The sequence below is a fragment of the Acinetobacter sp. 10FS3-1 genome (genome assembly GCF_013343215.1).
Taxonomy (GTDB): Bacteria; Pseudomonadota; Gammaproteobacteria; order Pseudomonadales; family Moraxellaceae; genus Acinetobacter; species Acinetobacter lwoffii_C.
In genome coordinates, this window is the sequence record NZ_CP039143.1 from 1905470 (window position 1) to 1924383 (window position 18914).

An 18914-nucleotide genomic window follows, 5' to 3' on the forward strand; every position below is an offset into this window, starting at 1 on the left:
ATATGGCAGTGAACGCTTTAACGCTTTTCTCGGTCACTACGCCATCTTTCTAAGCTGCCTATATGGCAGTGAACGAATTTACCATGGTATGGGCAAACCACAATAATTTCTAAGCTGCCTATATGGCAGTGAACAAATGGCAGCAGCGGTTTATGTGATTCGTCAATTTCTAAGCTGCCTATATGGCAGTGAACATACAATCCGGCGAACATTTGCTGATTGGTATGTTTCTAAGCTGCCTATATGGCAGTGAACTCTTGTTCATGCCCTTTGTGGCTGCTTCTGTTTTTCTAAGCTGCCTATATGGCAGTGAACAATGATTTTTTGCCTGTGCTTGCGATTGTATATTTCTAAGCTGCCTATATGGCAGTGAACGGTGCTTGCATACTATGGCCATTATTAAGAGCTTTCTAAGCTGCCTATATGGCAGTGAACGGCATATTGTCACAAGCTCCCGATGTGTCACGTTTCTAAGCTGCCTATATGGCAGTGAACAGTCTGGACTGGATCATATCTCTGATGCTCTATTTCTAAGCTGCCTATATGGCAGTGAACTTCATTTTCATTTCCTTTTAGCTTGTTTGCTTTTTCTAAGCTGCCTATATGGCAGTGAACGCGACTATTCAATCTGGTGGAGGTATTGGTAATTTCTAAGCTGCCTATATGGCAGTGAACAGGGAATGTTTGTAGCCGTTCGCATTCCAGTGTTTCTAAGCTGCCTATATGGCAGTGAACACACGACAGCGCAGATTGTCGCTGAACTTCGATTTCTAAGCTGCCTATATGGCAGTGAACTCTTTTGCGGCTTCTAGTTGCACACCGCGCAATTTCTAAGCTGCCTATATGGCAGTGAACATGGCTTGTCAAATTATTTTTGCCCCTCGAACTTTCTAAGCTGCCTATATGGCAGTGAACATTTCCAGCTACAAGACAATTCTTTTCAGCATTTTCTAAGCTGCCTATATGGCAGTGAACTTTTGAAAGTAATCAAAATTTGTGCTGCTGCTTTTCTAAGCTGCCTATATGGCAGTGAACTGACTGCTGCAAGCCAAAATCAAAAAGAAACATTTCTAAGCTGCCTATATGGCAGTGAACAATGATTTTCCGACTCCGCCCTTACCTTGCAATTTCTAAGCTGCCTATATGGCAGTGAACGAAAGTACATTACCCAAAAGAAACACCAAAAATTTCTAAGCTGCCTATATGGCAGTGAACCTCAATAAGTTTTTGCTTCTGATTTTGAATCTTTTCTAAGCTGCCTATATGGCAGTGAACAAAGGTGCTATTTATGAGCAAGATTTTAGATTTTTCTAAGCTGCCTATATGGCAGTGAACTTTGATGAGTATTTTCAGGTTCAGGAGTGGGATTTCTAAGCTGCCTATATGGCAGTGAACCAATGCCTCTCTTTTTACTGCCATTTCTTTTTTTTCTAAGCTGCCTATATGGCAGTGAACTCGAGCGTCAGATTAGTAAAGGTCGTTTAGGATTTCTAAGCTGCCTATATGGCAGTGAACATTGCCGAAACTCTCTCAACCGTTCACCAAAGTTTCTAAGCTGCCTATATGGCAGTGAACGTTATGAAAATATGGTGGATGAATCTGTTACCTTTCTAAGCTGCCTATATGGCAGTGAACAGTAATTTTACAGCAAAAAATAAAGTTATAACAGTAAGTTAACCCTTTAAATCCACAAAAGACCCAAGTTTCAACCTACCGCTATAACTTATTGATTTTATTAAACTGTTAAAGAGTGAAAAAATATTGGGTTAAAATTCGGGTACAGATGACACCGAACTTAAACCATAAGTACTAAAAACCTGAGTTTCAGATTTTTCAGCAGGTCGCTTTTCAATAAATAATTTAAAACGCTTCTTATCCTGTTCATTAGAAGTGCTTAGGCTGAGCATTTGAATATAAGGTAAATCCGTAGTTGTGATAAATTTTTGATAATGTGCTAAAGCATTTTCATAACTATAACGTCCCTTATTTGCCTCATGACGTGCCAAGCGTTCAGCATTGGTTTTAACCTGTTTACGACTATATATTGCATAGCCCCTCACTTTAGTTTCAGGTACTTCGCGAATCGAAGTAATATGCAAATAATCAGTTAAACGGTCTAGCCATTTCTTTATATCTAACCTTTCCAAATCAGCTTCTGATTGAGCAAAAACACGTAATTTATCACCTAAATGAGCTTTAGCTTTTTGACTTCCAATCTTTTCTTCAAAAACATACTTTGGAAAAGCCACTCCTATATTGACCTTATTATCAATATTTTTATTTCCAGCCAGAGCAATATGCAGCTGTGTAAATAGCTTTGACCAAATAAAATAAGGAGAAATCTCAGCCTGATCAATCAGTGTGATTTCCTGAAAATATTTCATGATCAATCCTTTCCACTTTGCCCAAATACACCACCACGCACTAAAACTGCCATGACATAGTGTTCTTGGTCAGTATTTTCCAAAGTTTCACCCAACGCATATTTATCAAATAGCGTGAAGAAATCTTTTTTATCTTTTGGAGTACGATAAGCTTTACCTAAATTTGTCACTGCACCATAAGGCTCAATTGCAATAGCAGTTTTCTTCTCATCAAAGTCAGGATACCAAGTATCAATGGTTCGCAAAGCGTTCCCGACTTTTTGAGAATGCATGGCAGCAACATCATTGACATGGTAAAGAATTTTACTTTTTGTACCCTTCCCTTTATCCAAGACTAGCTCTTCACTTGGATAAACCTCCTGTGCTTTTCCAACCAGAGCGTAAGCTTCTATTTTGATTAATAAATACGGCAATTCACCTTTAAGTGCTTGCGCAATTTGATCAGCAAGTACTTGTACTTTCGCATCGACATGTTCAAAATCATGCAATGAGTACTCAAGCGCATTAAAAGTGATTGCATCCTGATTATTCACCTGGACCACTACTTCGACTTTTTCAGCGCCAACACGGTTACGCCATAAAAAACGTGCATTGGCAATATTTAAAGCATAGCGCTTTGCAAGTTCAGTAAAGCCATATTTTTCAATATAGTTTTTGGCAACTGTCTGATAAGAATTCAAAAAAGCTTCGTTATTACATGCCGATGGATTTTCAATTCCACCTAAAACCTTCAAAGTAAAAGCAACTTTCAACGCATCCTGATTTTCACCCAATGCACATGCATCTACGGTTTGTAAGTTTGCTTTTTCAACTTCTGCATTTAATTTCATTGGGTCACCTGCCACTGCAGGTTTTAAACGATTTGAAATTGTACCGCGTACAGATTTTTCAATTAGTTTTAAAGCTGTTTGTTCTGTACGATTTTCCCAAGTTGTTCCATAAAAATATCCATCAGATGGCACAAGTTTTTTTTCAAATGCCAGTACACTCGCTACTGCTTTTTCATTTTTAGCCATGAGTTTGATCCCCTTTTTAATACCCAGTTAGTTTGTTGTAAAGCTTTGGCAAAGATATAAATTATTTTCAAGATCAACATGATATTGCCATAATAGTTGATCAATACTTTCTATACGGTAAGGCATTTTAAATTCCCCAAGCGTGATGACACTTTCAGCAAAACGATGTGGTGTATTGGCATCTCGTTGATTTTTTGCTTGCCCCAATTCAGAAATACCCTGAAAACCGACTGCAATGGGTACGAGCCAGCCCTGTGCTTTTCGCTTTGAAGTCCAAGTCACTTTGTCATGATCATCGATAGTTGAACTATGGGTCACTTTTAGATAATCCAATACTGCATCTAAGGCATCTTTCCCTTCATTCATGCTTTCAATGACAAGATCACGGCGTTCGATCAGCACATGTCCAAGCATTAATTTATTCAAAATTGGACGCAGTTCTTTATCTATAGAAGCTTCATCATCAAAATTTAGAATTTCACATTTTTTGACAGCCAGAACATCTCCACTTGCAAACTTCATACTGATCACAAGCTGATTGACCAAATTCAAAAACTCATCTTTTTCATCAGGATCAATATTTTCACATTCAATCAAAAGAGAGACTTCTAAATGACAGCGTGCTTCTTCAATAAATGCAGGACGGCTACCATCTTTATCTAAGGGATTTGCAGTACCAATAATCGAATGAACAAAGTCCCCATACCCTTTATAAGTTTGTAAATTAAACTCATGACAGCTAATTGCGAGTTTAGTTAACTCAACATCATGATTTTTTACTTTTAATTTACGCTGAAGCGCATGAACTGCTCCCAGCCATGCCGTCATCGCAGGAAATCCGATGGTATAAGGACTACTCATTGCATTGGCATTATGAATTTTAAGATGCGGAATCAACAAAAATTGGCGCATTAGAAAAACTCCTGCACTTTATTTAATGCTTTTTCAACACGTTGCTTTACCTCTACCAGCTCACCTGTACCTAATTTATAGGCATCATTAATGACTTTTTCATAACTGCGTAAAATCCAGCGCGCAATTTCTTCACTTACCTTTTTTCGCCACTCACCCTCTTCCTGACGCTGTTCTGCATAGATGTTATCTAGCCAGATACGCTGTAATTTCGGTAAGCTTGTGTAGTAATCCTGACTTGACCAGCCCGCATCATAAGATTCACGTATCTTGAATGCCTGTAAAAGAACTTGATCAATGGCGTACTGAATAATGTTTCTAATTGCGGTACGAATATCGATATTATTCAAATCAAGCTGCATGAATTGATGTAATTGAATAAAGCCTTCTTGAAAATTTCTCCGATATAAGCTCTGTGCAAAAAAATCAGTTTTAGGCAATCTCACAGTTCTTTTTTCCAAAACAGGCGGATAACTTGGCAGTAAATAAGCTCTTCCCGCATTTTGACTATTTAATACACTCACGTTTTGCGGTTGCGTACCACCATATGCCGTCACCGTAAGCTCATAAATATCGGCATAACCTTGTTCATCATGCTCATTCTTTTTCCTGTTTTCTTTTGCATTTTTTGTAGCTTCAGAAAAGCGCATTGCATCAATCGCTTGCTTCAGTTTCGTAATCAAACCTGATGGTGTTAATACTGATAGCAGATGATAGTCAGCATCTTTTATTGGAAAATAAACTTGCTTAATCAAATGATCAGTTTTATTAGAATGATCACCATTTTTAATGACTAAAAAAGCTTGTCGTAAGGTCTCGAAGTCCAAAGAAGCTTGTTCAAGCTTTTTCCTGAGTTGCACATCTTTCTGCTCAAAACCATCTAGAACCGTATGCTGTTCAGTTAAATTAAGTGATAAGAATTTAAATACATCCATTGCAGCAGCATTGCCAAATACATCTAATGGATAATCCACATTCCCGCTACGCCAATAACCATCTGCTTTGTATTTCGCCTGAGCAATGACACTTGAAGTCTTCGCACTTGGATGGCTGAATTTACTTGGATGGCTGACCATAGAAAGTTGTGCCACTCGTTTGGCAGCATCAGGCAACCATTCCTGCAAACTGAATTTATCATGTGCCTGTTGCTGTAATTCAGCGATTACTGCTTCATTCTCTGCTTTCTTTACACGGTCTTTTAACCAGAGCTCTTTGCGCTCATTTAAAAAGGCATCAATATTTGTCGTCATACTTCCCCCTCGCACATTTTATATCCCCTTTTTATTTATCCAAAACAACCAAACCGAACTGTTCCGAATATATGAGTTTTTTATTTTCATCATATTCAGGCAACATAATTTCCCCATAACGCTTTGATAATACTTCTAGCTTTGTGTCAATATCGTCATTTTCTGAAAGATGATCAAGAGCCAAACGACGTAGAATGTCGTAATAATGACGGTCTAACCAAAGACGTTGTTTTTCAGGTGCACTTAACTCAATAAAGTTAATGTTATAAAATCCGCTGCGATCAATATATTCACCAAAGTCATCTTTTTCACAAAATATAAGCTTGCCATTTTGCCAAGTCGCAAATAATTGAATATTCGGAGAACTTTGTCTGAATGGATTAAAACGCTGCGGTAAAGCCGTCAAAAACCAATGTTGTGTTAACCAGGCATTCAAAGGCTTTGCACCCTTTTTACTATATGCAGTCAGTGCATCTGCCATGACGGCATGTTCTAAATCTGCAAGCTTCAAAGCCGGCTGTAAAGGTGAAGGAACCTGAATTCTCGGAATTGCATTGATGCCGTTGTCAAAAATATTTGGATCAAGTAGTTGTTTTAAATCTTTAGTTTCTAAGCGGAAATTACCCTTATCAGAATTAACCTCAAAACCGGGTTTTTCAAACGCAATTTTGGCATTTTTTAAACCCCTTAAATTATATTGCAGCAAAGCGATGTTTGGTTTTTCAATATCTTGAGTACATTTACGATGCCTTAAAACACGACCTGCCAATTGAATAATTGAGCGATAAGATGATGGCTCTACAATCGCCCAATCAAAATCATGGTCACGTCCCACCTCTTCTACAGGCGTTGCAATTAAAATAAAAAGGACATGCTCATCATTTGTATTATCAAGATGTTTTCGGATGACTTCATTGGAAAATGCTTTGGGTTGCTCACCTGATTTCTCTTTACGCTTTAACACCTCATCCAAATGATGCTCCTGCTCACTACGCAATAACAACACTTGACGACTATGATAGGCCATCACTCTTGGTGAAATATTTTCAGACCACTCTGCATTTAATAAATAACGAGTCAGTGCCACACAGGGTGGAATATTGGCAACACGAATCACCCCAAAGGAAACTTTTTTACCCGTTTTTTGATCAATACTATGATGCTGCTGATGCAACTGCTCTGCATGCTGCTTAATCCGCTCAAAATACTGATTTTGTAAGCTTTCATCCAAACGATCTACTGTTTTCTCTGCAACTAAGTCAGCACATTCGATAATATAAGCCTTATGTTTAATGACTTGTTTTGCCAATGCATCGGCTCTAATTTTGACAAATTTACTGTGCGCTTGCTGGTACTCAGCAATAGTTTCCGTCTGCCCCTTTATTTCGATAGATTGAATCTGAGTTTTAAACTCATCCACCCACATAGACACCACATTGCTTTGTTTTGATTTTTTAAATGCTGTATAAAGTGTCCAACCCTGTTGATAAGCATTAAAGAAACCTTCAGCCAAAGCTGGTGGAATGGTCGCCGAAGAAATCATCACTTTCCTGCCAAGCATACCTGCCAAATGCACCAAGCGTGCAATAGCAATCAAGTCTTGACCATTAAAATCATCCACTTCATCTATGACTAAATCTGAGGATGAAAGTCTTAGGCTTGGTAAAATATATTTCCCACCGCGTTTGGTTTCAGTCGCAGACATGATGTGATCAATGGTGCATGCCAAAACAGGTTTATAAAGAAATGCCTTATTACGTTCTGCCTGATTTTGTGGAAAAAGAGCATCCATAAAGTCAGCCTGTGGCATAGTGGAATAATCTAATTCATTGTCCAATAATTCTTCCAAGGATTCTGAACCAATTTCCTCTATATCCACTTCATTATTCTGCTGTTGAGCAGTATTTTTATGATGCAATTCTTGTACCGCTTTGGAGCCAATCAATACCGCTAACTCATCATTCCCTAAACCAATATCATTTCGGTAGGAATCACCTGTTTGCAAAGTTAAAGTTCTCAGCCCCAAGGCTAAAATATAACGTAATGACTGCGCATCTCTGGACAAAGCCTGCATGATTTTTGCATTGGCAATGGTTTTACCTTTGCCCGTACTCGCCATATTGACAATAAACCAGCCTTGTTCAGCAGCCTTTTCATTTTTTTGAATAAAATTTTGAATCCCCTTTACAGCCTGATCTTGCCATTCAAATCCCTCTGGACTTTTCTTTTTCAGTTTTTGAATATCATAAGCAGGTTCCATCTCATCCGCCAAACGGCTTAAAGACTGCGCCACACGCATTGCTGTATCACTGACATGAACCAAATGTTCATCTAAATATTGTTTGGCTTGCTTGGTTTTAGGGTCAGTATTGGCAATTAAAGTTAAATCGGTTTTCCAGTCTTTATCAGCCTTGCAGGATGAATAATAGTGATCCCCCAACATGAGGCATAGTCGAGCATGATGCAAAATAACGCGCCAACTGCCATCTGCAAAAATCTGCGGAAGATGTTCAGATTGCTGCTGTAATCGTGCTGACCATTTTTTTATTGCTTTTGTCCATTTGACTGACTTAGTCAATAATCCCTGCTCAAACTCAAAACACAGTTTTAAACGCTGTTGATATTCCTGCTCTTCAAACTTGTTTTGATAACCCCAATCAACCTTAATGCTTTTCAATAAGCTCGATAATGTATCCTTATTTACACCTGCATAGTCTTTACGGCGTTCTTCTTCTTTTAAATCAGGCAGACGATGATGCGAAACAATTAACCAGGCAAGCAATTGCGCCAATGGAGGAAGTTGATCCAAAGCCTTAGTCTGATCAAGATTTTTACTGATGGTTTGCTTTAAAGTATTTTCATCCCAGTTTTGTTCTATTAGTAAATTTAACCACGCATCATCTGTTTCAATATTTCCAGACGATTGCACCAAAGCATTAAGCAATAAACAGGAAATCCATTCATGCCGAATCGGATCACCTTTAAATCGGTTATTTTTATTCAATAATTTTTGTTGAAATAAAACGGTTGCTTTACCCCAGTCATGCAATAAAGCAGAAACTGCTACCAATGCCTTGATCAACGGTAAATAGTGCCAATTATTTTCCCATTTATTTTGATCTAATTTTTTTCTGGTACTATTCACAGGGACGATCCCCTCTGAATTAAACTTATTCCGATTCCCTACGATCCACAACAGCTCACTTCTACGTCGCCCGCGTATCCAATGACAACTCACCGCAGTGCTTTTGGTCACGGTTTTACGCAGCAACTTTTTTACGGCAATCAAACCATCTTCAGTGATAACCGTTTGCCAAGTGTTATCCCCTATTCGATCTGCAAAGGCATCTAAAACACGGCGTGTACGTGGAATGGCTTTCTTTTCACATTGGGAAATAAAGGTCACAATCATTCTTCATCTCCATTTTTAGAAGATAAAGCAGCTAATTTCACCTGATCAAACATCCAATCCAAGCAGCGATGCTCTGTAAATTTCTGCAATAACTGCTGTCTAAACTCTTGCTCAGTCATCTTCTCCTTGGCACAGATAAAGGCATAAGGCAGAACGACCGCATCCTTAACCAAATCCGCCACATCAAACACCAAAGCACCACGGCGGGTTTTTCCATGCATCACCGCAAAACCATGCGGAATACCTAAAACCCAAAGTGTTGTTGCTGCGAGTCCATAGGCCAAGTAATTGCCATGATTGAGGAAATCATTGGCTAAATCCCCCTGTTCCGGATTGCGGCTAAAATCTTTTAAGCCTGTGCGGGTTGCCGCAATTTTATAAAGCTGTTTGGTCATGGCCGCTTCGGTCAACAAGAGGTCGCCGACTTTATTTAAATGCGGTATTTTCTTCTCAAAACCTGTCAGTGCCTGCTGAATATCCAGATCATCCAGATAAAAACCTTCGGCTTTTAAATCACGGTCTTTGTCCCAAACTTTTCTGATAAATTCAATCCGAGCCTGCTGAAACTGCTTGGCAACTTCTAAACGTTTTGCATCATCAAACCAGAATTGCATCCAGCCTTGCATGTATTCGGTTGGGCGATATTCACTTTGCGGTGTCATCCATTCAATTTCACAGCCCATAAATAAAGGTGTGCCGCCTCCGCCACAAAACCCAACCAGAACACCTGCACTGGCCAGCATACGCATCGCCGCCTGGGTAATTGATGTTCCCGTTCCCAGCATAATGACCGTGGTATTGGCGATCGGAATATTCCAGTACTGGTTTTCATTTTTGGCTTCTGTCAAATACAGGACCCGACCATCTTTTTGCATGACCCGGGCATGTTCCAGGTAGTACACATTCGCGCGTTTGGAATGCAAGATGGCTTTAAGATCTGAAGGATTAAGTTGTTCCATTTTCTATTATTCTTGGTATCAAGTTAAGATCAATATAATGAGATTTATCAACAAATTCGAGCCTAATTTCAAGTTAGGCGACATTTTATGTCTCTTATTCGTCTCTATAGAAATACAGTTTTAGGCCGTCTCTTGGAATGCCTAGCTGTCTTATTCAAAAGGATTGAGCTTAATTTCATGCGAATTGCTCTATCCCCATCCTCTGCTGGATGAACTCTATTGATTAAGTTATTGGTCTTCTGCTTTATTTTTATATTAGGGCGTGTCCTCATTTGGCTTTACACCAAATAAACATGCAAGCAATGTAAATCATAGAATGATAATTTCGTGCAAGCTTATCAAATCGGGTAGCAATAGCACGGAAATGTTTTAATCTCGCAAATGCATTTTCAACTAAATGTCTTAATTGATATAGATATTTATCAAACTCCTTATTCGACCTCTTATTATTTGATCTCATTGGAATAATGGGAATCATATCCTTATTCTGGGCATATATTCTAATGTGCCCAGCATCATATCCCTTATCAGCAATAAGATAAGTTGCCTCATCTACAGTATCAATCAGTTGTTTTGCAACTTGACTGTCGTGGACGTCACCCCCAGTGATTTTAAAATCAATCGGTACTCCATTCGCGTCGGTTGCAAGATGTATTTTTGTTGTTCGTCCACCACGTGATTGTCCAATTGCTCTTTTGAAACCATGCCGAGCTCCACTTGCATGTTGATGCACGCGTATGTAGCTTCCGTCAATGAATACCCATTCTTGATCCAGGACGCCTCGTAATCTAAAAAAAATTTATCCCACAATCCCTTCCTTGCCCAACGATTAAAGCGATTGTAAGCAGTTTGCCAAGGACAAAATTCTTGGGGAATATCCCGCCATGTGGCGCCTGTACGCAGTTTCCATAAGATCGCTTCCATGATATTTCTACTATTCTTTGAACAGTAGCAACCATGTAATCGCATAGTATCTTGAATTTTCTGCCGGATATCATCGGTAAGAAGAGTGCGCGCCATTGAAAATGTAGAAATAAAAATAACTCAAAGGAGGATTTTAAGTATTTAAAACCAATTCTTCAAATGAGGACACGCCCTAGAGTTGTTTCACAAATCATTCTTTAATTAACGTAAAGGAAATTCCCTTTCCTTGTACGAATGGGTCAGGGAGAGGCTCTTATAAAAATCCCCTTATCTTCTTGCGGAGCATGCTCTCATCCCAAAGAGAGAAGGAACTTTTAATCTCTGTTTAAACATGTAATTAGTATCATTATTTTTTGATTGAAGAAAGCGACCTACTGATCAGACATTTATATAGAATCAGAACGCCTCAGTCTGCCCCAACACCTCATATAGACGCGTGCTTCAAAACGCCTCATTCTGCCATAATGATCATTAAAAAGTGATTCATTTTTGATAGATATCATCAACCTTTAAATGAATGTTTTAAAATTAGCTGGTTTTTTCAGTTTGATATGTCACTTCATAATCATTTAAATCTAAATGTCTTAACCGCTGCTTCAATGTTTTTAATGACCATGGCCAAGCCGCAAAATTACGCCCATTGGCATCCAGATAGTAACTCTTACAACCACCTGCATTAAAGACCGTTGTTTTTAAATGTTTTTGTACCAGCTCATTATGTTTTCTGATCACTTCCGGCTTAATGTTCAGTTGACTAATTCCCTGTTGCTTAATTTTAAGCAGACCATCCACAATATAGTCCAGTTGTGCTTCTGCCAAGCCAATAAATGAATCATAAACCAATACATTCGGCCCCAAGATCAAAAAAGCATTCGGTACATTTTCAATACTGGTGCCTAAATAAGCTTCTGGTGAACTATTCTTCCACAAATCATGCAAACATTCCCCCTTCTCATTGCTAATCCGCTTACCAATCGGTGGATGAGAAACCTCAAAACCTGTTCCCCAAATAATGACATCAACTTCATGGCGTTCACCATTTGCAGATACCACGTGATTGCCTTCTACTTTCACCAAGCCATGTGGAATCAACCGGATATTTGCCTGCTGTAAGGCGGGATAATAATTATTGGCAAATAACAAACGTTTACAGCCAATAGTAAAGTTTGGAGTTACATTTTTGCGTAGTTCAGCGTCTTCAATCTGAAAACGCAGTATCAGTTTAGCCAGTTCACCCACTGGTTTTAATACTGCTGGGTTACGTAGTCCAAAATTAATTGCATTCAGTGACTGAGCCACTGTTTTCCGCCACGCTGTCTGAATGAAAGGAAATTTTGCAATCATTGCCTTGCTGAAGTCACCCAGCTCCATATCCGGTTTTGGAACCACCCACGGAGCTGTGCGCTGGAAGACATACAGTGCTTTGGCTTTGGGTTGAATCTGGGGCACAAACTGAATGGCCGATGCACCCGTGCCAATTACTGCAATCCGCTTATCTGTCAAATCATATTCATGATTCCATTGCGCTGAATGGAACATCTCCCCTTGAAAAGTGTCAAGGCCTTCAAGCTGTGGGGTTTGAGCTTCGGTAATAGGACCTGTGGCAAAAACCACGGTCCTGGACAGGTATTGGCTTTTATTGGTCTTAATCACCCACAGATGACACTGTTTATCCCATGCCGCATTTAATAGTTCAGTTCCAAATTCAATCTTGGCGCGGATCTTAAACTTTTCACTGACCTCTTCCAGATAGTTCAGGATTTCAGGTTGACGTGCAAACAGATGACTCCAGTTTGCACTGGGCGCAAATGAATAAGAATATAACGCCGAGGGCACATCACAGCCACAACCTGGATAAGTGTTTTCACGCCAGGTTCCACCGACTTGGGTCGCCTTTTCAATCATCTTGTAATTGTGATAACCCGCCTGATCAAGGCGAATGGCGGTGGCAATGCCTGAAATACCTGCACCCACAATAAATGTATCGTAAATATGTGGGGTTAATGCTTTTCTTTTAGCGATGTCTAATTTTTCTGCTTGAGCTGTCATTTTAAATGTCCCTTAACTCTGATATTGACTTGGCTGTCTTGCCAAGCTTTTTATCCTGATCTCCGCACTGACTTTAGGCGTGAACTATTTATATGTCAGACACGCTGCTATGTTTATTGATTTAACTTTCAAGTGAAGAGATTTCTTATTCCGCCTCATGGCCCAGATCACGAAGAGTATTTCCTATCTCCTACGAAAAAGGCTGGAGATTTTTATATTTCACTTCATTAACCGGTACAAATTACCCAAAAATTTCGCATATAAATTTGGAGCTATCCGTTTCATCAACCAGAATAATTTGGCATCAAGCTGCGGAATAGTATAAAGCTGGCCTTGATCCAGACGATCCAAAGTCAGTTCCGCGACTTTATTGCTAGTGGTCAATGCCAGATTGGTCAGGGCATAATCCATAATTCCTTTATGCGGGAGCTTGCCATTTTTAATAATATTGGTCGGCACCAGCGTCGGACAGACGACATTGACTTGGATATTAAACTTTCTCAGCTCGGCAGCCAGTGTTTCCGATAAAGCTCGCACACCGGCTTTAGTGACGTTATAGGCGGTCATTTCTGGAGCGGCGGTATAGGAGGCTGCTGAAGCGACATTAATAATGGCCCCATTTCCTAACTTTTTAAACTTGGGCACAAAATAATGACAACCATGCACCACGCCCCACAAATTTACATCAGTGACCCATTTCCAGTCGTCCAGCGTCACTTCATCAAACTTGCCACCCAAGCCGACCCCTGCATTATTAATCAGCAATGTGGTGGGGTGCTGCATTAACTGCTCGGCCTGATTCGCCAGCTGCTCGACTTGTCTGGCATTACCCACATCACATTTCACGGCAAACGCTTGGGCACCCGAGGCTGTAATCAGCGCAACAGTTTCTTCAGCAGCCTCCAGATTAATATCAGCACACACCACCATACCGCCCCGTTTGGCCAGCTCAAGGGCGAAATTACGGCCAATTCCGCTTCCAGCACCTGTCACCACGGCAAAAGCATTCTGGCTGGGCTTGGTTTTTTTTCTAAATAATTTCATTTTATTATCCAGCAAATATAGTCTTGGGCAGAATTAGCTTAGGCAGAAGCTGCAGGTACAGGCGGTACAAATTCTTTCAGGAAATAAGGTGTCAACAATCCGGTTTCAGGATGCAATAATCGCTCTTTGTAATAGGCCAGATAGGCTGTCGTATCATGGTCATTGGGATGAAAGCTCGGACGCAGATATTCCAGAATATGCACAAAGCTGCTACCAAACACGCCACGCTCACTGCCAAATAACAAGGCTGTGCTTTCTAGCACATCTTTCATATAACGCGGATTTATTAAATTGCTGGGTTTACGCACAAATGGCATGAGATAACCGCCAAGCGACACCCCGCCCAGAATGGTTAAGCTTGCCAGTAAAAAACCGGTAATTCGTAGCCAGTAATTACCTGATAATTCCAGAAACACATCATAAGCAATATCTTTATGTTCGGATTCTTCCAGCATATGCCACATCCACATGGCACGCTGTCTTTCATCTTGTGAACCCAGCAGATATGCCTCGTGCTGCATCATAAACTCGGCTAGAACCGCCGTATAATGTTCAATGCCGGCCATTAAGGAAAGCTGTAAAGAATGGGGCAGTTTGTAAATGCCATAATCAAACACTTTTGCAGCGATAGCGCGCAGCAACTCGACGGGGTAGCCATTTTCTTTTAAAACTTCATCATTAAACTGATTATGAATTTTGGAATGAATGGCCTCTTGTCCAATCAGGGAGGTGAGCCTCTGTTTCAACACCGGATCATCAATAAAATCCCGATGATGACGTGCAGTTGCAATCACCACATCTTCACCAAAAGTCAAAAAAATTGACAAGGCATGAAAATAAGAAGAGGCTAATTCTTTATTGAGGAAAAAGCGCTTATCTAGCTCTGCCGGGTTAAATTTAAAATCAAAGTGACGAATCGGAATGGGGGATTTATCGACAATATTTTGAACAATTCCCTGATATTTCGTACTTAATTTTTCTGTAAAAACGTTTCTAATAGTTTGAGTGACCATAGTTTAATCCCTATAGAGAGAATAAAAAATCTAAAACCAGCACCTGAGTTGAAGCGTAAAATTGTTTATAAGGTTGTTTCTGCAATTTTACTGAATACCCTCCTTCAAACCTCAAGCCAGATCGTGCCGCATCCTTCCTGAAAAAGTTTAAAGGGGTGCCTGAATTCCTAACAGCATAGTGCACTGATAAAATATGACCAGAACCAAACTGCCCATATCACTATGAACTTTTTTGCCAATTCTGTGGATTAACATCTGCCTTACAGATGTGGCTTAGACGCCAGCCTCTGGATTTATTTTCCATGGCACAGCAAGTGCATGTTGGATGGCAATGCAGACTCTAATTCAGAGGATGGATTTACTTACTTCCAGGGATAAAATTAAAAAGTTATTTAAAAAAAAATACTTGATTGCAAATATTAAAAAACACATAGCTCTGCCCTGATGTACCAGTGACAGTTAAAACGATGGGATCAATACCTCAGCATACCTAAGAGTAGTGCTACAAAATATTAGCTCGGAGATTAAAGGATTCTGAAAAACGGTTAGCTCAAGTCAAAACCTTAACAAAAATTTAGATGGTAAAATATAAATTCAGTTTGATCTTCGCCTAAAACAAAAAAATGGATATTAAAACAATATCCATTTTTTAATGCCTGACTTAACTGATCAAGGCTTTTCACCTTGAGCCAAGCGCTGCTCAATCTCATTTAGCACAGCAGGCAAGTCTGCAATACTGTCAATGACATAATGCGCTCCTGAAGCATGCATTTTTGCATAAGCTTTTTCTTTTAGACTGACCTGTTCAGACTCAGGCAGTGCCTTCCATTCTTCATAGCTCAGACCAACCTCATTGCCACTCACGGCCAAGCCTACTGTCCAGCACCCTCCATTTAAGCCCTCATGAATACCCACGACGGTATCATCCACTTTCACCACTGTTTTAATATCCAGAACATCCAGTTCAATCAAGTTTTTCCATAACATTTCTGGATACGGACGACCATGTTTCACGTCACTCGCAGTAATAATGCAATCAGGCACATAACCTTGTTGCGCTGCATCTTTTACCAACTCAGTAATCATCATGCTGGCATAACCGGTATTGCTGCCGATTTTTGCTCCACGTGCGCGAATATCTGCAAATGTTTCCAGTGCGCCCGGAATCAGCTGTGAACATTGCGGAATGGCTTTTAACTGATAAGGAATAAAGTCCTGATATAAACGGTCAATATCGGCAATGGTCACTTCTGCCCCATGTGCCTGCTTCCATGCAGCTGCCACACGCGGCATGGCTAACACAGCTGCAATATGATCGCGTTTCTCCAACCCCATCGGCGCACGTGCTTCTTCAATGGTGATTGCAACCTGATTATCTGCAAACAATGCCATGAAAGCTAAAATTGGAGCACGTGAGCCAAAATCGACTGTGGTTCCAGCCCAGTCGAAAATAACTGCTTGCAAGGTATTATATGAAATTGTCATGAGTCTTTCCTTAAAAAATTAAATATAAATCAATAAAAATAAGCTAAATTATTTCTGGCAGTAGACTGAGATTGCAGCCAGTAAACGTTGAATGTCTTCCAGATAAACCTCGCCAATATTGCCAATCCGGAAACAGTTCAAATCGGTGACTTTGCCGGGATAGATGACAAAACCCGCCTGTTTTAAATTCTCATAGAGCTCCTGAAAGCTAAAATCGGCCGTATTTGGATACATAAATGTGGTAATGATTGGTGATTGTGGAATATCAGTATCAAGTACCAGTTTAAAACCAAGTTTTTGCATGCCATCCGCAAGACATTTTTGATTATTCACATAACGCTGATAACGGGCTTCAACCCCGCCTTCCTGCTCCAGTTCCAGTAAAGCCTGATAAAATGCACGTACCACATGTGTAGGTGAAGTAAAACGCCATTTACCATCATGCTGTTCCATGGTGTTCCATTGATCGTAAAGATCCAGACTTACTGAGCGCGCCTGACCTTTGCAAGCTTGTAATTGTTCACGTTTTGCCAGAATAAAACCAAAACCGGGCACACCCTGAATACATTTATTGGCACTTGAAATTAAAAAGTCGATTTCAAGCTTTGCAATGTCCATCGGCACCCCTCCAAATGAACTCATCGCATCGACAATCCAGACTTTGCCGGCAGCTTTCACAAGACGGCCAATCTCTTCAATAGGATTGAGCAAGCCCGTCGTAGTCTCACAATGCACACAAGACACATGAGTAATACTTGAATCGCTTAATGCCTTTTCAATATCACTTAAATCAGGAATTTGAGTCTCCGGATAAACCAGCTCAACCACTTCAATATTTAAGCAACGTGCCATCTGCACCATGCGAGCACCATAGGCCCCATTATTAATAATTAAAATTTTGCCATTTTTAGGCAGGGCTGAACCCAATACAGCTTCTACAGAAAAACTGCCACTTCCCTGCATCAACACGGCGCTGTAAAGTTCTGTTTCTGAGGTCGCCAAAGCCACTAAACGCTGGCGAATATCTTGCACCAGACTATTGTATTCTTTGTCCCAGGTACACCAGTCACGCTGCATTACCCGGCGCACGGCTGGAGAAGTCGACAATGGCCCAGGAGTAAGCAGTAAATATTTGTTTTCTAGTTCAACATGCGCGTTCATTCATCAATTCCTTACTGAGACTTTCACTTTAATTACAATCAATATAGCTCAATCTGGTTTAAACCAGATTACAGAATATGGTTTTTTAATACTTCTTGCATAAAACCTGCACCTGTAGTCATCCCCTTGCCTGCAATGGCACTTATCAAGTAAATATTCGGTTCTGCTTCGGTTACACAGGCCAACTCTTGAGGATGTGTGAGGTAATAACCATTCCAGCGAGACTCAATGGCTGGAAGTTTCAAACCTATTTTTTCTTTACAGTATTTAAGAATAAATTGGTTAATTTCTTCACGCTGATTAAATTGTGGTGCATCTTGAATGGCATGATATTCATGACTGTCGCCTAAAATAATCTGTCCAAATTCATTTTGTTTGATCAAAATATGAATTCCGTAGTCTTTGACCAGACCTTGCTGTGATTCTTCTTTTAATGCTTGATGACTCGGGCAAATTTCAAAAGCAGGATAACGGGAGATAGATAAACCCGAATAAATCGATGCTTTCAGATCATGCGCCAAAGGCTGAGTCAGGGCCATTTGTAAAGCACAGCGCTGCAGACCCAAGTGCTGCAAGAGTTCTGGATATAAAATTTGTGTCGTTTCACCATGACAGATCAAGACTTTCTCTGCGCGATAATGCTGTCCTGAAGCCAGCTGGATTTCAGCATGTCCACGGTGATAACGGGTGCGTACCACACAAGTATTACAGTAGATTTCAATACCCAGTTGCTTGGCATATTGCAATAAACGATGTCCTGCCAGATGTGGTTCAACCGAATAATCTTCCTGAAATATTAAGGCACCGCTGATGTTGGCGCTGTGGTCCAGGTAACCATAACGTTCAAACACTTGTGTGCGGCTCAATAGTTCGACCGGAATCTGGTAATCCGGTGCAGCTTGAGCAAACTCATTCAGCACTTGCCATTCCAAAGCGGTATTGGCCAGATATAAACCATCGCGCTGCTGAAATGAAATATCATGCTGCGCTTGAATGCGCTGATAAAACTTGCGGGTTTCGAGCGCGTATTGGCGCCATTTTGCATCTGGACGGCTTAAGGTTGACGTGCCGACCATGCCAAAGTTCCGTCGGGTGGCTCCCACGGGTTGGGCATCTTTTTCAAAAAGCTGGACTTTCAACCCCTGTTCAGCCGCCTGAATGGCCGCTGACAGTCCTAAAATACCGGCGCCGACAATAATTAAATCTGTTTTTGCTGTGTTCATCGAAGGTTTCCAAGCCCTTTCAAGTTTTTCAGGATGAAGAATCCTAAGCCTTGTTAAAAAGCGTTCAAAAAATGAGTATTCA

General features: G+C 40.3%; 13 protein-coding genes and 1 CRISPR repeat array (1 of these 14 cut by a window edge). All 13 genes read right to left on the reverse strand.

The window, feature by feature from the left end:
• Window positions 1-1635: a CRISPR direct-repeat array (repeat unit 28 nt; unit sequence TTTCTAAGCTGCCTATATGGCAGTGAAC); it begins 6436 nt to the left of the window's first position.
• A gap of 131 nt (window positions 1636-1766) precedes the next feature.
• Window positions 1767-2384, reverse strand: coding sequence for a type I-F CRISPR-associated endoribonuclease Cas6/Csy4 (gene cas6f / locus E5Y90_RS09015; protein ID WP_174660027.1), 618 nt, complete (start codon window positions 2382-2384; stop codon window positions 1767-1769).
• Window positions 2385-2386: 2 nt separating this feature from the next.
• Complete coding sequence (csy3, locus tag E5Y90_RS09020) at window positions 2387-3400, reverse strand: type I-F CRISPR-associated protein Csy3 (protein WP_174660028.1); 1014 nt, start codon at window positions 3398-3400, stop codon at window positions 2387-2389.
• A 27-nt stretch (window positions 3401-3427) separates the two neighbouring features.
• Entirely contained in the window at window positions 3428-4312 is an 885-nt protein-coding gene (gene csy2 / locus E5Y90_RS09025) for a type I-F CRISPR-associated protein Csy2 (RefSeq protein ID WP_174660029.1), read from the reverse strand.
• The gene (gene csy1 / locus E5Y90_RS09030; protein ID WP_174660030.1) at window positions 4312-5562 is read right to left on the reverse strand and encodes a type I-F CRISPR-associated protein Csy1; all 1251 of its coding nucleotides are present in this window, start codon (window positions 5560-5562) and stop codon (window positions 4312-4314) included. The genes csy2 and csy1 overlap by 1 nt, the downstream gene beginning before the upstream one ends.
• A gap of 31 nt (window positions 5563-5593) precedes the next feature.
• A complete protein-coding gene (gene cas3f / locus E5Y90_RS09035) occupies window positions 5594-8974 on the reverse strand; it encodes a type I-F CRISPR-associated helicase Cas3f (RefSeq protein ID WP_174660031.1) in 3381 nt (1126 codons plus the stop codon).
• Entirely contained in the window at window positions 8971-9933 is a 963-nt protein-coding gene (gene cas1f, locus E5Y90_RS09040; protein WP_174660032.1) for a type I-F CRISPR-associated endonuclease Cas1f, read from the reverse strand. The genes cas3f and cas1f overlap by 4 nt, the downstream gene beginning before the upstream one ends.
• 268 nt (window positions 9934-10201) lie before the next feature.
• Window positions 10202-10953, reverse strand: a protein-coding gene (locus tag E5Y90_RS09045; protein WP_416377164.1) for an IS5 family transposase whose coding sequence is annotated in 2 segments (ribosomal slippage) — window positions 10202-10719 and window positions 10719-10953 — 753 coding nt in all. Because the reading frame shifts where the segments join, the coding sequence is not laid out codon by codon here.
• A 432-nt stretch (window positions 10954-11385) separates the two neighbouring features.
• Window positions 11386-12906, reverse strand: a complete 1521-nt coding sequence (locus E5Y90_RS09050; protein WP_174660033.1) for a flavin-containing monooxygenase — start codon at window positions 12904-12906, stop codon at window positions 11386-11388.
• Window positions 12907-13125: 219 nt separating this feature from the next.
• Window positions 13126-13950, reverse strand: coding sequence for an SDR family NAD(P)-dependent oxidoreductase (locus E5Y90_RS09055; protein WP_174660034.1), 825 nt, complete (start codon window positions 13948-13950; stop codon window positions 13126-13128).
• Window positions 13951-13988: 38 nt separating this feature from the next.
• Complete coding sequence (locus tag E5Y90_RS09060) at window positions 13989-14963, reverse strand: metal-dependent hydrolase (RefSeq protein WP_174660035.1); 975 nt, start codon at window positions 14961-14963, stop codon at window positions 13989-13991.
• A gap of 669 nt (window positions 14964-15632) precedes the next feature.
• Window positions 15633-16448: a phosphonoacetaldehyde hydrolase gene (gene phnX / locus E5Y90_RS09065; RefSeq protein WP_174660036.1), complete on the reverse strand. Its 816-nt coding sequence runs from the start codon at window positions 16446-16448 to the stop codon at window positions 15633-15635.
• A 48-nt stretch (window positions 16449-16496) separates the two neighbouring features.
• Complete coding sequence (phnW, locus tag E5Y90_RS09070) at window positions 16497-17609, reverse strand: 2-aminoethylphosphonate--pyruvate transaminase (protein WP_174660037.1); 1113 nt, start codon at window positions 17607-17609, stop codon at window positions 16497-16499.
• Between the two features lie 68 nt (window positions 17610-17677).
• Window positions 17678-18832 (reverse strand): TIGR03364 family FAD-dependent oxidoreductase, encoded by a 1155-nt coding sequence (locus E5Y90_RS09075; RefSeq protein WP_174660038.1) that lies wholly within the window; start codon window positions 18830-18832, stop codon window positions 17678-17680.
• Window positions 18833-18914: the final 82 nt, after the last annotated feature.

Coding starts and splice junctions, on each gene's coding strand:
- cas6f (WP_174660027.1), bottom strand. CDS start 2,384: ATGAAATATTTTCAGGAAATCACACTGATTGATCAGGCTGAGATTTCT.
- csy3 (WP_174660028.1), bottom strand. CDS start 3,400: ATGGCTAAAAATGAAAAAGCAGTAGCGAGTGTACTGGCATTTGAAAAA.
- csy2 (WP_174660029.1), bottom strand. CDS start 4,312: ATGCGCCAATTTTTGTTGATTCCGCATCTTAAAATTCATAATGCCAAT.
- csy1 (WP_174660030.1), bottom strand. CDS start 5,562: ATGACGACAAATATTGATGCCTTTTTAAATGAGCGCAAAGAGCTCTGG.
- cas3f (WP_174660031.1), bottom strand. CDS start 8,974: ATGATTGTGACCTTTATTTCCCAATGTGAAAAGAAAGCCATTCCACGT.
- cas1f (WP_174660032.1), bottom strand. CDS start 9,933: ATGGAACAACTTAATCCTTCAGATCTTAAAGCCATCTTGCATTCCAAA.
- E5Y90_RS09050 (WP_174660033.1), bottom strand. CDS start 12,906: ATGACAGCTCAAGCAGAAAAATTAGACATCGCTAAAAGAAAAGCATTA.
- E5Y90_RS09055 (WP_174660034.1), bottom strand. CDS start 13,950: ATGAAATTATTTAGAAAAAAAACCAAGCCCAGCCAGAATGCTTTTGCC.
- E5Y90_RS09060 (WP_174660035.1), bottom strand. CDS start 14,963: ATGGTCACTCAAACTATTAGAAACGTTTTTACAGAAAAATTAAGTACG.
- phnX (WP_174660036.1), bottom strand. CDS start 16,448: ATGACAATTTCATATAATACCTTGCAAGCAGTTATTTTCGACTGGGCT.
- phnW (WP_174660037.1), bottom strand. CDS start 17,609: ATGAACGCGCATGTTGAACTAGAAAACAAATATTTACTGCTTACTCCT.
- E5Y90_RS09075 (WP_174660038.1), bottom strand. CDS start 18,832: ATGAACACAGCAAAAACAGATTTAATTATTGTCGGCGCCGGTATTTTA.